This window comes from Pseudoalteromonas sp. B131b (assembly GCF_037162545.1).
GTDB lineage: Bacteria > Pseudomonadota > Gammaproteobacteria > Enterobacterales > Alteromonadaceae > Pseudoalteromonas > Pseudoalteromonas fuliginea.
Map to the genome: position 1 here is coordinate 1,942,743 of NZ_JARLUZ010000001.1, position 14,267 is coordinate 1,957,009.

Below are 14,267 nucleotides of genomic sequence, written 5' to 3' on the forward strand. Positions count from 1 at the left end.
TTTTTAAAATTGCCGATAAGTTACTAGGGCGTAAACAAAATTTCATTATAATGGCTAATAAATAATTTAAACTTATTATTCCTAAGGATACTACATGTCATTAAAAAGCAATTCGGGTGCTGAGCTTTGGCAAAAAGCAAAAAATTATTCCTGGCGGAAACCAACTACTTTCTAAGCGTGCCGAAATGTTTTTACCCGATCAATGGCCTGCATATTATAAAAAGTCTAAAGGCTGTGAAGTTTGGGATTTAGATAATAATCATTACTATGACTTCTCTATTATGGGGATTGGTACGAGTTCTTTAGGTTATGCTAATGATGAAATTAACGATGCAGTGATAAGTTCGATTTCTAACGGAAGTATGAGTAGTTTGAATTGCCATGAAGAAGTTGAATTAGCAGAAAAACTTATTGAAATACACCCTTGGGCGGGAGCGGTTCGCTTTACACGTACTGGTGGCGAATCGTGTGCGTTAGCAGTGCGAATTGCCCGTGCTTATAGTAAAAAAGATGTTGTTGCCTTTTGCGGCTACCATGGTTGGCATGATTGGTACTTAGCAACAAATATAACTGACGCTGAAAATTTAGATGAGCAATTATTACCTGGTTTAAGGCCTGCTGGTGTACCTAAGCAATTACAAAATACTGTGCTGCCATTTAAGGAAGGTGATATTGATGGCTTTAAGGCAATCATAGATGTTCACGGTGATAACCTTGGCGTTGTTATGATGGAAGTTTTTCGCCATGGATTGCCGGATGTTGCTTTTCTTCAAGCTGTGAAAGATTTAGCTGTTGAACATAACATTGTTGTAATTTTTGATGAAATATCATCAGGGTTTAGACTTAACACAGGGGCGTCTCATCTTTTAACATCGATAGAGCCAGATATTTGTGTGTTAGGAAAGGCACTGGGTAACGGCCATCCAATAGGGGCTATAATAGGTCGCTCTGAAGTGATGGATGCAGCGCAGCAATCCTTCATTAGTAGTTCTTATTGGACCGAACGAGTTGGCTTTACAGCTGCGTTAAAAACATTAGAAATATTTCAACGAGATAATATTCCCAAACGCTTAAATGAAACTGGCGCAAGACTAAAATCTCGTATTGAAGAAGTTGTCACTCAAACAGGCTTTAACCTAAAAATTATAGGTATTGATAGTGTCCCTATATTTATATTTCCAGGTGAGCATGCATTGGCATTAAAAACACTATTTACTCAAGAAATGCTTAAAAGAGGGTTTTTAGCGAGTAATGTTATTTACCTTTCGATCGCCCATACCGATGAGCTTTGCGATAAATATATTGATGCAATGAGAGATGTTTTTTATTTTCTTCAGCAGTCGCTAGACAGCAATGCAGATATAGAAAGCCTAATTAATGGCCCAGTATGCCACAGTGGCTTTCAAAGGTTAAATTAATGAAATCAGTTGCCGCCTTTATTCAAGCAAGAATGGGATCGTCTAGATTACCAGGCAAGGTGTTAAAAGAAGTAAATGGGATCCCCGTTATTTTGCACATTGTTATGCGTTTAAAACAATCAAGGTACATTGATAATATTGTTCTTCTTACTTCTTTTAACGAAGAAAATGATGAGTTGGTTGAGTTAGCCAAACGCCATAATATCAACGTGTTTAGAGGTTCAGAGGAAAATGTTTTAGCGCGTTTTCAGCAAGCTAGTCAGGCGTATCCCTCAGACCATATTGTGAGAATAACAGGCGATTCACCTTTTGTGGATGCTGGCGTTTGTGATTTATTATTGCGGACATATTTTGAAAAACAGGTTGATTATGCTTTTTTGAGTGAACAATTTGCCGAAGGCGTTGATTGTGAAGTTTTTAAAACGAGCGCGTTATCATCATTAAACACGGCTGAACTCAGAGAGTCTGAACGTGAACACGTGACGTTACATTTTTACGAAAATAAACTAAACCAATTCTCTACCTATGAAATGCAAAACACAACAGATGACAGCAGCTATCGGTTTACATTAGATACACCTGAAGATTGGCAAGTTATCATAGAATTAGCACGTTTTACCAACGATACTGTTAACATTAACTATCAAAATATAAAAAATATACTTGATGCTCATCCTCACATTAAACAGATTAATAGCCAAGTTATTCGTAACGAAGGGTTAGCTATTTCATTACAAAATGAACAACATTAATTAGCTTTGGACTTATTATGAAAATTAACAATAAAACAATCGATGAAAATAGTCCGTGTTACATCATAGCTGAAATGTCTGCTAATCATGGTGGAGACATTAATAAAGCTAAAAAATTAATCGCTGAAGCTAAGTTGGCCGGGGCAGATGCTGTAAAGCTACAAACTTACACGGCAGATACAATTACACTAAATTGTTCAAAGCCAGATTTTTGTTTGCCTAGCGACAACCCTTGGCAAGAACATGTGTCTTTGCACTCACTTTATCAAAAAGCGTTTACACCTTGGGAATGGCATCAGGCGCTGTTCGAAGAGGCCAAACGTTGCGAAATTGATATATTCTCTTCCCCATTTGATGAATCTTCCGTTGATTTACTCGAATCATTAAATACACCGGTATATAAAATAGCCTCGCCGGAAATAACAGATATTCCCCTTTTGAAATATGTTGCGGCAACAGGCAAACCTGTGATTCTTTCTACAGGGATTGCGGAGTTAGCTGACATTGAACTTGCGGTTACTACATTGCGCAATAATGGGTGTGACAGTATTGCAATTTTGAAGTGTACGACAGCCTATCCAACCCCATTAGAAGAATGCAACTTAGCAACAATTTCCGATATAGCTAAACGATTTAATTGTATTTCTGGTTTGTCTGATCATACACAAGGGATTATTTCACCGATAGTAAGTGTTACATTGGGTGCAAAAATAATTGAAAAACATTTTATTATTGATAAATCTGACGACTCAGTAGATGCCTTTTTCTCATTAGATAAATACGAATTTTCATCACTCGTTAAGTCAGTAAGAGACGCAGAAAAAGCGATAGGTACTGTGAGCTATGACATAACAGATTCAGCGAAAAAAAATATGTTAGCTAGGCGCTCACTCTATTTTGCTAAAGATTTACCAAAGGGCCATGTTATTACAAAACACGATATTAAATCGGTTAGGCCAGGCTTTGGCTTACACACTAAGCATTTTGACGATGTTCTAGGGCTGCGTTTAACAAGCGATGTAGAGCTGGGTGATAGAGTTAGTTTTGCGTTAACAAATGAGTTAAGAGGCTAGCTATGAAAACATGTGCAGTGGTCGGTGGTGGAATTTGTGGTATAACGGCAAGTATTTTGTTGCGCAAGCATTACGATCGCGTTGTATTAATCGAGCAGTCTGAATCGTTAGGTGGCTTGTTGAACTCAGTCACTGACGATGCTGGTAATTTTTACGACCAAGGCACACATATTCCAGCTAGCACCGGTATTACTGAAATAGACGAGATACTATTCAACTACCCTCACTTTTCTAAAAATTGGCATACATTTAAACAACTCAAAACAGGGAATTACTTTGCAGGTAAGTGGGATTTAGAAACACAAACAATTGATGCAAGAAAATTAGATTCAGCACTTTATAAACAAGGTATTGGTGAGTTTATGTCACTCGTATCAGGGTCTGAGGCCGATAATATTGAGCAATATTTATGTGAAACTTTAGGTGTAGTGTTTTATCAGTACCTTGCAAAACCGGTTATTAATAAGCTTTATGGCAGTGATGTAGCATTTACTGATTTAGCTAAAAATACCAGCATTAATTATTTTGGTACTACAAGAATAAAAGCATTCAATGCATCTTTGTCACGAGTGTTAAAGCAACATCCAGAGTTTGACAAAAAGCTTGGCTATCATAGTGCTGCTGAATTTGAAGCATTACTAGCAGAGCAAGGTTCATACCTTCCTAATTATTACTACCCAAATAGCTCTAAAGGCGCGCAGACTTGGATTGATCAATTACAGGCAAAAGCTGAGTCTTTAGGGATTGAAATTCGCTGTAATAGTCAAGTGTTAGATATTGAATATCAAGATGATTTAGTTACTGCGTTTAGCCTTAATGATGGCTCACATATTAAGTGTGACTTGTTATTTTGGAGTGCGCCGCCCGTATTTGCACTAAAGGCCGCTAATTTACCGATCGCAAATTATAAACCGATATTTAGGACCGCAAATATCTTACATTTTACGTTTGATAAGCAGCCTTTAAATAAAGAATCGCATTACCTTTGGAACTGGGACCCATGTTCGGATATTTTCAGGGTTACACTGTATAACAATTTAAGGCAAAGCGATAAGTATCAAGTATCAGCAGAGGTATTAAGGTACAAAGCAGATCCTACATACACATTAGAGCAGGGTGTTATTGATCTAAAAAATATGGGAATCATAACGTCTAGTACCAAAATGAAAAGTGGATGTGTACAAATAATTGATAATACTTTTCCTGTGCCTACACATGATTTTTGTACTACAACACAGATTAATTATGAAACATTAACAAATTCTTTTAAAAATATTATTGTGTCGGGTAGGTTTAGTGGTCGTTGCTGGTTGTTATCTGATGTGCTTGTTCTTGCTCATAAAGAATTAAAAGAGTATTGCACTGTTGGCTAATTTTATTTTCTATTGCAATGGAACTATAAAAACAGGCTTTGGGCATTTATCAAGGTGTTTAAATGTTGCAAGGGCGACTTTTGCATTACAGCCTTATAGTAATATTGTTTTTTTGGCGACTTTGACCAATTTTCTACCCAGCGAATTAATCATTTTGGGTTCACCGTAGCAGGCAGTGACTTTATTTTTGAGCCAAATATGACGGTGCTTGCTGATAGCTATCATTTTACCTGTGAGCAATTATTTGAGTTAAAAAAATAGGGTTGAAGCTATGCATCATCGACGATTTTGATCAATACAATTACAATTTTATAGATCTTATTGTGAATTTTAGATTTAACGCAGAGGCGTTTTTTCGCTCAACAACCAAACATAGATTAGGGCTGCGTTACTTTTCATTTGCCCAAGAGTTATTATCATTAAGGCGAAGTCGCTCACAGGAGCACTTTCAAAATAGTATTAATACTATTTTGGTTTTTATTGGCGGTAATGATCGATTTGATGTCGCTACGCATGTTGTAAATGCCTTAGATAAGCTAGTGGTAGGTAAGAAAATTATTTTATTAGATCAAAAAGCCCCTTCTATTAGTTTAAAAAATAATACTTACCAAGCATTAGAGTTTGTTGATGATATGTCTGCTGTTTACAAACAAGCCGATTTAATCATTAATGGTGGGGGATTAACAAAGTATGAAGCTGGTTTTTGCCTTATACCTAACTGTGCTATTTCACAAACGAGAGAACAACATACAGACACTTTAGAACTTGCCAGAGCACATTTAACCTTTGATTTGGGTCTTGCTGAAGATGCAACGATAGAAAGCTTAACATTAAACATTGAGGGGTTTTTACACACCGGTGTTCTAGCGCAAAGAGACGCAATGTTATCATCATATTATCTCGATTCGACCGAGCAATTCGCACAAGAAATTATAAAGGTATCAAATGAGTGAGTTTAATTCTAAACAAGTAGAGTGGGATGAAATTGCTCGTATAAACAGTGATTTTAAAGCACAGGTCGGGCGCCCCTTTGACGATACACTTTGGCAGGCGCTCATCGATGATGTTGAGCAAAAACTCATGTTTTCAGCGCAAGGTAATAGTATTTTAGATGTAGGGTGTGGCAACGGCTTACTATTATCAAAATTACACAAATGCTCGCAGTATGCAGGTGTTGACTACTCTCAAGCAATGATAGATGAAGCAAAAAAATTACTTCCTCAAGGCGTTTTTTATCAATCACAAGCGAGTGTTCTTCAGTTTGACAACAATGAGTTTGAAAGAGTACTCAGTTACAGTATTTTTCATTACTTCCCAAGCTATCAATATGCACTTGATGTGATTAAAGAAATGATACGGGTATGCAAGCCAGGTGGTGTAATTTTGATTGGCGATATACTCGATAAACACTTTGAGCATGATATAAAAAGTGCAAGTGATCTAGAATATGAAAAAACGATCCCGTTAATACATCGGTATTCTCAGTGGCGCTTTTTTCTTTTGAGCAATTAAAAACCGATTTACAGCACTGTGTTAAGAAAGTAGAAATACTTATTCAACCAGAAGACTTTCCTTTATCTCGTTATCGCAAGGATTTGAGGTTATGGGTTTAACTCAATTACAGTGCCTTATTGCTACTGCATTTGACCGCCAGCATGCATTATTGACTAGTTCTGGCAGCTTTGCGCTTATAACTGCACTCAACGCCTCACCGGCTCCAAAGGGTAGCTCAGTAATAATGCCAGCAAGCTGTTGCCCGATTGTTTTGTTTGCTATTCAAATGGCAGGTTACAACGTTATTTTGGCTGATGTTTCGTTGTGCTCTTTGTCTATGGAGGTCACTAATATAGAGGCTGTTTTTAATGATTCTGTATCAGTAATAGTGGCCGTTCATGGTTACGGACACTATTGTAAAATTGATGAAATAGCAAAGTTTGCAAAACACAACAACATTACACTAATAGAAGATGCATGTTTGGCGTATGGCAGTAAATACAAAGGCAAACCGTTAGGTAGCTTTGGCGACTTCTCTATTTTAAGTTTTGGGTATGATAAACCTATTGATAATCAATATGGTGGAGCTATTTTAACTAACTCTGAGCGGTTATTTGAATGCGCTAAGGGGTTTTTAAACGAGAATAAAATGGCTCAATTTAGTGACGTAAAACAGTTAGAAATATTAAATGAGCGCTTTTTAAATTTAAATAAGCAAATGCAAGTGCGAAAAGAGAATGTAGATTACCTGCAAAATCACATCACTAATTCGCTTTTTGTAAAAGCAAGTTTTGATGCTGAAGTAACGTATTGGCGCTACCCTTTACTCATAAAAAATAGAACTCACTTTTTAGCTAAGGCAAAAGAGAATGGCATTATTTTTACTAAGCATTATAAATCGTTAGGTGAATTACAAACCAATGGACATTATCCAAATGCGTCATTGATTGATGATCAAATTATAAATTTATTTGTCCGTCCCGAAACACCTCAAGAGCAATTAACCAATATGGTAATGTTTATAAATGACTTCCAAGACAAGTAATACTTTAAAGTCGTATTATCAGTCTCTGTATAAAGAGTATGGTGACAGCCACAAATCAGTACAGCATGTATCAAAAGAATCACAAAATGTAAGATTTGCGATATTTCTGAATATGATTTCATCAAGTAGCCGAGTTATTGATTTAGGCTGTGGGCTGGGTGATATGCTTTTGTATCTAAGAAATAACGGTTTTACCGGTGAGTATTTAGGTTATGACTTTGTGCCAGAGTTTATAGACGCCGCAAATGCCAAGTTTAGCTCTGATACAAAAGCTCAGTTCAAAGTGTTTGATATATATGAGGATGAGATAGCACAAGGCTATGACCATGTGCTTATTAGCGGTGTGTTCAATAATAAAATGACTGATAACATGGGCTTTCTAACACTTACCCTACAAAAAAGTATTCAGCAGTGTAAGCAGTCGGTTATTTTTAATGCGTTATCGACATTTGTAGAATTTAAAAATGAGGCTCTTTTTTATGTCTCCCCCTAGAATTATTTGAATTATGCAAAACAACAATGACACCTTTTGTTTCCCTAAAGCATGACTACGTTACTAAGCCAGGTGGTTACCCTTATGAATTTACAATGCAATTAAGTAAAAGCGAAATAACATGTTACTGAGTATAATGCAGCCTACTTACTTACCTTGGTTAGGTTATTTTGGGTTAATTAATAGCGCCGATAGATTCGTATTTTTAGACAACGTAAAGCTTGAAAAAAGTGATTGGCATGTTAGAAATAAAATTAAATCGGGTAAGCAAGAACTTATGCTGACTTGTCCGGTAAGTACCCCTAAAGGAAGAATGACAGCAACAATTGAAAATACTCAATTTGTTAGTGAAAATCCTTGGCGAAGAAAGCACCTTAAAAGCATTGCTGAAAGCTACGCAAAAGCGCCGTTTTTTAGTTCGTTATTTCCCCTATTAGATTCCATTTATAAAGATGAGAGCATTACTTGCTTGGCTCAAATGAATATTAAAATCATTAGAGTATTGATGCTGTTCATGAATATAACCACACCAACATTTATAGCTTCTCAGCTTAAAGACGTGTCTGGTGTTAAAGATGCTCGGCTAGTATCTATTTGTAATGAGCTAGAATGTAATACTTATTTATCACCAGTAGGCGCGCAGGCTTACATTGAACAAGAGACCCCAGGCGGGGCATTAGTTAAAAATGGCATTGATGTTTTTTATCAAAACTTTATCCACCCTAAATACTCACAAGTTAAGGGGGAGTTTATCTCTCATTTGAGTGTGATTGACTGCTTATTTAACGTTGGGCCTGTTGAAACAGTTAAATTAATTAATACATGCACGAGAGCACATACTCACTATCAATCTCTATCAGTTTGATTGCCAAAGTACTGGATTAATAAAGCGCTCATCAGGTAGGTTAAACTCAGATAAATCAATATTGGATAAGCTTGAAGTTAAGCAGCTTAAAATTTCATTAAGCTGTTGTTCGTTGTTGACACCTACAACCACTTTGTCTACTTCATTAATATTAACCACGTAATTTAATGCTAGCGATAACTTTGAGACATTTAAGTGATTACTCAGCGTGGTAAGCTTTTCTAATAAAGGAGCAATAGGTTTAAAATAATCTGGGAAAGTGCCACTTTGCATTAGCAATAATCCCTGAAGAAAGGCTGAACGAGTATGAATCTCTATACCTGCAGCTTTTAGTTGTTTTAATGAATTTGATTGAACGAAGCGTTGATCAAGAATATTAAGTGGTAACTGAATTAGATCTACAAATGCTAATACATCATTATTGATCTGCTCGGGGGAATATAAAGATACTCCCACTTTTTTTACTTTATTATCTGCTTTAATTTGCTTTAAGCAGTCAAGTGCAATAGGGAATTGACTAAAATCTTCAAAGCGATGAAGTAGTAATCCATATAAAGCGTCACAATTTAAGTCGCGAAGAGACTGTTTAACAGTTTCTGTTATAAAATCATTAACATTGCTTAAATTAGATATAGGAGGAATTTTACTAACTATATTGAATGAACTTAGTGGGCACTGGCCTAATTCTTTTTCAGCATTACCATAGGCTGATGCAGTATCAATGGTCGTTATATTTTCGCTTTTGGCAAGGTTAAGTATTTTTTTATTTCTTTCTGATGTGTTTTGCCTAGTGTGTTGCTTATTCCGTAGTCAACACCAAATTGAACAGTACCTAGTGCTAGCTTCACAGTAATTTACCAATCTCATCAATAATATAGCTTTGCTCTTGCTCTGTAAGTTGAGGATGTAAAGGGATAGTGAATGCTGTTTTATAATATTTCATTGCGTTGGGGAAGTCGCTGTCTTTAAAGCCCATTTTTTTATAAAAAGGTTGAGTGTGTATTGGAATATAGTGAAGGTGACTAATAATCCCTTTATTTCTCAATTGCTCAATAATATGCCTATGAAGGTAGCTATGTTCGTCAGCAAGTTTAACTACGTATAAATGGTAACTTGAATAGCATTTTGTGAGTTGTGTTAAATGCGAAAGAGGCATAGTTTCAAACGCATTAGAATATGAAATAGCGAGTGCGTTTCTGGTAGTCACAAATTCATCAAGTTTATCAAGTTGGCTGAGGCCAAGTGCAGCTTGTAGCTCTGTCATTCGGTAATTAAAGCCAAGCTCTACTTGCTGGTAATACCAAGGACCATGGCTTTGCTCAGTCATTTCATTTGGATCATTAGTGATCCCATGACTTCTTAAGCGTTGTAATTTTTTTGCAAGCTGTTGATTATTAGTAACCGCCATACCGCCTTCGGCAGAGGTAATTATTTTTACCGGGTGAAAACTAAATACAGTGATATCTGAAAATTCACAGCAACCGACTTTATTGCCATTATATTGTGCGCCAATAGCATGCGATGCATCTTCAATGATTTTAAAACCATACTGCTTTGATAAATCGTAAATAGCTTCCATATCACACGATTGACCTGCCAAGTGAACAGGGATAACGACTTTAGGTAAGCAATTATTTTGTTTTGCGCTAATAAGCTTATCAGCAAGGGCATACACTGACATATTGCCAGTTGCCAAGTCAATATCTACAAAGTCCACTGCAGCACCACAGTAAAGCGCACAATTGGCTGAGGCTACGAATGAAATTGGCGATGTCCAAACAGTATCGCCTTCGCTTACATTTAATGCTAAACATGCAATATGTAGAGCAGAAGTCGCGCTATTAACAGCAATACCGTATTGAGCATTACAGTATTTTGCAATAGCAGCCTCAAAAGCGGGTACTTTTGGCCCTTGAGTTAGCCAATCAGACTGTAAAACAGCCACAACGCTATCAATATCTGCTTGGCTTATTAGTTGTTTACCATATGGAATCATTTATTTTATTCAGCTTTAACTTAATGCCTGAGTGTTAAATTCTTTAATCTCATCAATCGTCATGTAATGCGAGTTATGAAGAGAGTTATATTCAAATCCTTGCTCTACCTTTTTGCCTTTTTCGCCAATTGCGTTAACGGTAAAGTCATTACTACGGCTACTAAATTTAATGCCAGGAGCAATAACAAAGTGGTCGTTGTACTCGTAGGTTTCAAAACATAAATCGGCAGGACACATAACCTCATGAAGTTTTTCACCAGGACGAATACCAATTATTTTTAGTGGTAAGTCAGGAGCCATCGCTTTTGCAAGGTCTGTAATACGGATTGAAGGGATTTTAGGAACGAAAATTTCACCGCCTAACATACGTTCAAAATTGGTTAGTACAAAATCGACGCCTTGTTGAAGGTTTATCCAAAAACGAGTCATTTCATTGTGTGTTATTGGAATATGGTCGCGCCCTTCATCAATAAATTTTTGAAAAACTGGCACAACAGAACCTCGAGAACAAACCACATTACCATAGCGCACAACAGAAAAAGTAGTGCGGTTGCCACCTGCAATATTATTAGCGGCAACAAAAAGTTTGTCTGACGCCAATTTAGTGGCGCCATACAAGTTAATGGGGTTCGCGGCTTTATCAGTAGACAAAGCAATCACTTTTTCTACGTCGTTATCAAGGGCTGCATCAATCACGTTTTCAGCGCCGTTAATATTTGTTTTTATACATTCCATAGGGTTGTATTCAGCGGCCGGTACCTGCTTTAATGCCGCAGCGTGAATAACGAAATTCACCCCTCGCATGGCACGTATTAATCTGTCTTTATCTCTTACATCGCCAATAAAATAACGCATACAAGGCTGGTCGAACTCTTGTTGCATTTCAAATTGCTTTAGTTCATCGCGCGAAAAAATAATAATCTTTTTAGGATTATAACGCTCAAGTAGCGTTTTTACGTATTTTTTTCCGAATGAACCGGTACCACCGGTGATTAAAATTGTTTTGTTATCGAACATAGTGCTACCCAAATTATTTATTATTAGCGTTTTATGACACGCAAACGTGATCTTTTAATACACACTTCAATACTTTAACCACTAAGCAAGCAAAGTGCCAAGTTAATTTAGTCTAACCATGGTACAAAGCGCAAAATTTCGCAAATTAAGCTATAATTTTAATCAATAAGTTTGTCGGAGCCTATTATGAGGATTGAATTGCCCACAGCTAGTTTTTTAAACCAAGCACTGGAAGCGAGTAATAAGCGGTCTGAGCAACTTGCCTCTGGTAAAAAAGTAAATTCCGGGGCAGATAACGTTGCAACATTGCAAATTATAGCTAGATTGATCTCCCAACAAAATGGTTACGGGCAAGCAGTAAGCAATGCTCACGATGGGATTTCTTAATTCGCAGGTTACTGAATCTAATCTATTGGGGGTTAATAATGCGGTTTCACGTATACGTGAGTTGTCTATTCAAGCGGGTAATGGTGCATTTAATAATGACAGTGATGCTTTACAAGATGAAGTAGCGCAATTACAAAGCCAGATAACAGACACGTTTGAGAATGCATCATTCGCCGGCAAAACTCTTTTTGATGGGCAATCTGTGTCATTTCAAATTGGACAAGATGTAAATACAGTACATAGTTTCTCACAGCTATTGATCGTAGTATTGCAAGTGTTATTTCTGGCATCAATATTTCGACTCAAGATGGTGCGCGGGCAGCAATTGATATTAGCGATAAAGTGGGTGCTGAAATAAATAATCAGCGTGTTGAACTGGGGGCATTTGAAAATACGCTATCAAATACAATCCGTGGTTTAGATGAGAAAAATGAAAATATTTCCGCTAGTAAAAACCGAATTCAAGATACTGACTACGCAAAGGCAATTTCTTAGCAGATATCTAACGATTTTCTAACGCAAGCGTCAATTACGCTTCGTGGACAAGCTAACCAATCCGCTGAGGCTATTTTAGTATTACTTTAATTTTTGATACTTAATGATTAATTCTTAAGTATTGTTATTTTAACTAGCTGTCTGTTTTTTGGCGTTTATGTCAAAAAAATGCCGCTATCGCTTGCATCCATGGCGAACTGGCTTACAATTTAGGTAATTAAATAAATGAGTGAAAGTACGGCTCGCTAAATATGATCTTGATTTTAGATAATAATAACAATCGCGCAATAGGTTTAAATGTATCGCTTACTTTTATTGGTGAAGCAGTACAATTGTTAAATGAAACAAATTTTGAACAAGAGTGTGAAAAGTACCAACAAAAAGAATGCATGATCATTTTAGGTGCATTGCAGTCTCTTGATCACGAAGGTTTAATTAAGCGCTACCCAACCTTACCTTTTTTATTAATAGGCGAAACCCTTAAACCATTACTAAGCATTGCTAATGTGGTTGGCCTCATTTGCGAACCGTTTAGTCATGAAGTAACAACACAGTTGCTTCACGATTGTCAGCAATATCAGCGAATGTTACCAAATGGACATAAACATACCAGACCCCTTAAAACCTTTGACGGGCTAGTGGGTGAAACAGATGCAGTAAAAGATGTACGCTTTTTAATTGAGCAAGTGGCAAAAACGGACGCTAATGTTTTAATTTTAGGTGAGTCAGGAACCGGTAAAGAAGTTGTTGCTCGTAATGTACACTTGCTTTCTAAGCGTAACAATGGGCCATTTGTGCCTGTTAACTGTGGTGCTATTCCGGCGGAGTTATTAGAAAGTGAGCTATTTGGCCATGAAAAAGGGGCATTTACAGGAGCAATATCCGCTCGTAAAGGACGCTTTGAACTTGCACAAGGTGGTACGCTGTTTTTAGATGAAATAGGTGATATGCCGTTGCAAATGCAGGTTAAGTTGCTGCGCGTATTACAAGAACGCAGTTACGAGCGAGTTGGCGGTACAAAGGCGATTCAAGCTGATGTACGTGTTATTGCTGCAACGCACCGAAATTTAGAAAATATGATTGAAGAAGGTAGTTTTCGTGAAGATTTGTACTATCGATTAAATGTATTTCCTATTGAAAACCCGTCATTAAGTGAGCGCGCAGATGATATTCCACTGCTTTTAAAAGAACTGATGCGCCGTGTTAACGATCAAACAGGTTCTACCGCTAAGTTTACTGAGCGAGCAGTGGAGAGCTTAAAAGAGCATGCTTGGCCTGGTAACATTCGTGAGCTAGCTAATTTAGTGGAACGAATGGTTATTATGTTTCCTGAAAAGGTAGTCGATATTCCCGATTTACCTAATAAATACCGCTATATTGAGGTAGAAGCATATGAGCCTGAGTACCCAGAAGAGTTAATGGAAAAAGACGCGTTTAACGATATATTTAGCACAGGATTCAGTGATTACGAAAACGAACCTGAAGCAGAGTTTAACCAAGTTAGAAGTGGGTTGTTGCCCGATGATGGTATTGAACTTAAAGATTACTTAGCCGAGCTTGAAATTAGCTTAATAACGCAAGCGTTAGAGCGCTTTGATTACGTTGTGGCTCGCGCGGCAGAAATATTAGGTGTACGCAGAACCACGCTAGTTGAAAAAATGAAAAAGTATAACCTTTCAAGAGATTAGTTTTTGAACGCCTGCAAGCAGCGCGTCTACAAAACAACCTCAAATCAAAACTTTGGCGGTAGACGTCTAGCTTGCTCACGTGAAAAGCGAAGCTTTTAGTTATTTAAACACCCATCCAAAAAACTACGTTTTTGAACGCCTGTAAGCAGCGCGTCTACAAAGCAACCTCAA

General features: G+C 37.1%; 13 protein-coding genes and 1 pseudogene. 11 read left to right on the forward strand and 3 right to left on the reverse strand.

The window, feature by feature from the left end:
- The first annotated feature begins 116 nt into the window (after window positions 1-116).
- The 9 genes from P4S65_RS08830 (at window position 117) to P4S65_RS08870 (ending at window position 8,513) form a co-directional block, all read left to right on the forward strand.
- Window positions 117-1,418 (forward strand): aminotransferase class III-fold pyridoxal phosphate-dependent enzyme, encoded by a 1,302-nt coding sequence (locus P4S65_RS08830; protein WP_337119972.1) that lies wholly within the window; start codon window positions 117-119, stop codon window positions 1,416-1,418.
- Entirely contained in the window at window positions 1,418-2,170 is a 753-nt protein-coding gene (locus P4S65_RS08835; protein ID WP_306724112.1) for a glycosyltransferase family protein, read from the forward strand. The genes P4S65_RS08830 and P4S65_RS08835 overlap by 1 nt, the downstream gene beginning before the upstream one ends.
- A gap of 17 nt (window positions 2,171-2,187) precedes the next feature.
- Window positions 2,188-3,243: a pseudaminic acid synthase gene (pseI, locus tag P4S65_RS08840; protein ID WP_008135962.1), complete on the forward strand. Its 1,056-nt coding sequence runs from the start codon at window positions 2,188-2,190 to the stop codon at window positions 3,241-3,243.
- A 2-nt stretch (window positions 3,244-3,245) separates the two neighbouring features.
- Window positions 3,246-4,616, forward strand: a complete 1,371-nt coding sequence (locus P4S65_RS08845; RefSeq protein ID WP_337119974.1) for an NAD(P)-binding protein — start codon at window positions 3,246-3,248, stop codon at window positions 4,614-4,616.
- A gap of 323 nt (window positions 4,617-4,939) precedes the next feature.
- Window positions 4,940-5,569, forward strand: a complete 630-nt coding sequence (locus P4S65_RS08850) for a glycosyl transferase (protein ID WP_337119975.1) — start codon at window positions 4,940-4,942, stop codon at window positions 5,567-5,569.
- Entirely contained in the window at window positions 5,562-6,128 is a 567-nt protein-coding gene (locus tag P4S65_RS08855) for a class I SAM-dependent methyltransferase (protein WP_337119976.1), read from the forward strand. The genes P4S65_RS08850 and P4S65_RS08855 overlap by 8 nt, the downstream gene beginning before the upstream one ends.
- A 91-nt stretch (window positions 6,129-6,219) precedes the next feature.
- Entirely contained in the window at window positions 6,220-7,155 is a 936-nt protein-coding gene (locus P4S65_RS08860; RefSeq protein WP_008135970.1) for a DegT/DnrJ/EryC1/StrS family aminotransferase, read from the forward strand.
- Window positions 7,136-7,648, forward strand: a complete 513-nt coding sequence (locus tag P4S65_RS08865) for a class I SAM-dependent methyltransferase (RefSeq protein ID WP_337119977.1) — start codon at window positions 7,136-7,138, stop codon at window positions 7,646-7,648. Before P4S65_RS08860 ends, P4S65_RS08865 begins: the two co-directional genes overlap by 20 nt.
- Window positions 7,649-7,769: 121 nt before the next feature.
- Window positions 7,770-8,513 (forward strand): WbqC family protein, encoded by a 744-nt coding sequence (locus P4S65_RS08870; protein WP_337119978.1) that lies wholly within the window; start codon window positions 7,770-7,772, stop codon window positions 8,511-8,513.
- Here P4S65_RS08870 and P4S65_RS08875 read toward each other — a convergent pair.
- The 3 genes from P4S65_RS08875 to pseB form a co-directional block, all read right to left on the reverse strand.
- On the reverse strand, window positions 8,505-9,272 hold the full coding sequence (locus tag P4S65_RS08875; RefSeq protein WP_337120748.1) for an aldo/keto reductase: 768 nt from the start codon (window positions 9,270-9,272) through the stop codon (window positions 8,505-8,507). The genes P4S65_RS08870 and P4S65_RS08875 overlap by 9 nt on opposite strands.
- Window positions 9,273-9,357: 85 nt before the next feature.
- Window positions 9,358-10,509 carry a UDP-4-amino-4,6-dideoxy-N-acetyl-beta-L-altrosamine transaminase gene (gene pseC / locus P4S65_RS08880; protein WP_337119979.1) on the reverse strand — a complete coding sequence of 384 codons (1,152 nt, stop codon included), beginning with the start codon at window positions 10,507-10,509 and terminating at the stop codon, window positions 9,358-9,360.
- A 15-nt stretch (window positions 10,510-10,524) separates the two neighbouring features.
- On the reverse strand, window positions 10,525-11,526 hold the full coding sequence (gene pseB, locus P4S65_RS08885; protein ID WP_008135978.1) for a UDP-N-acetylglucosamine 4,6-dehydratase (inverting): 1,002 nt from the start codon (window positions 11,524-11,526) through the stop codon (window positions 10,525-10,527).
- Between the two features lie 186 nt (window positions 11,527-11,712).
- On the opposite strand from pseB, the pseudogene P4S65_RS08890 reads away from it, so the two are divergent.
- Window positions 11,713-12,498: pseudogene (locus P4S65_RS08890) on the forward strand (flagellin N-terminal helical domain-containing protein).
- Window positions 12,499-12,659: 161 nt separating this feature from the next.
- Complete coding sequence (locus tag P4S65_RS08895; RefSeq protein ID WP_337119980.1) at window positions 12,660-14,096, forward strand: sigma-54 dependent transcriptional regulator; 1,437 nt, start codon at window positions 12,660-12,662, stop codon at window positions 14,094-14,096.
- Window positions 14,097-14,267: the final 171 nt, after the last annotated feature.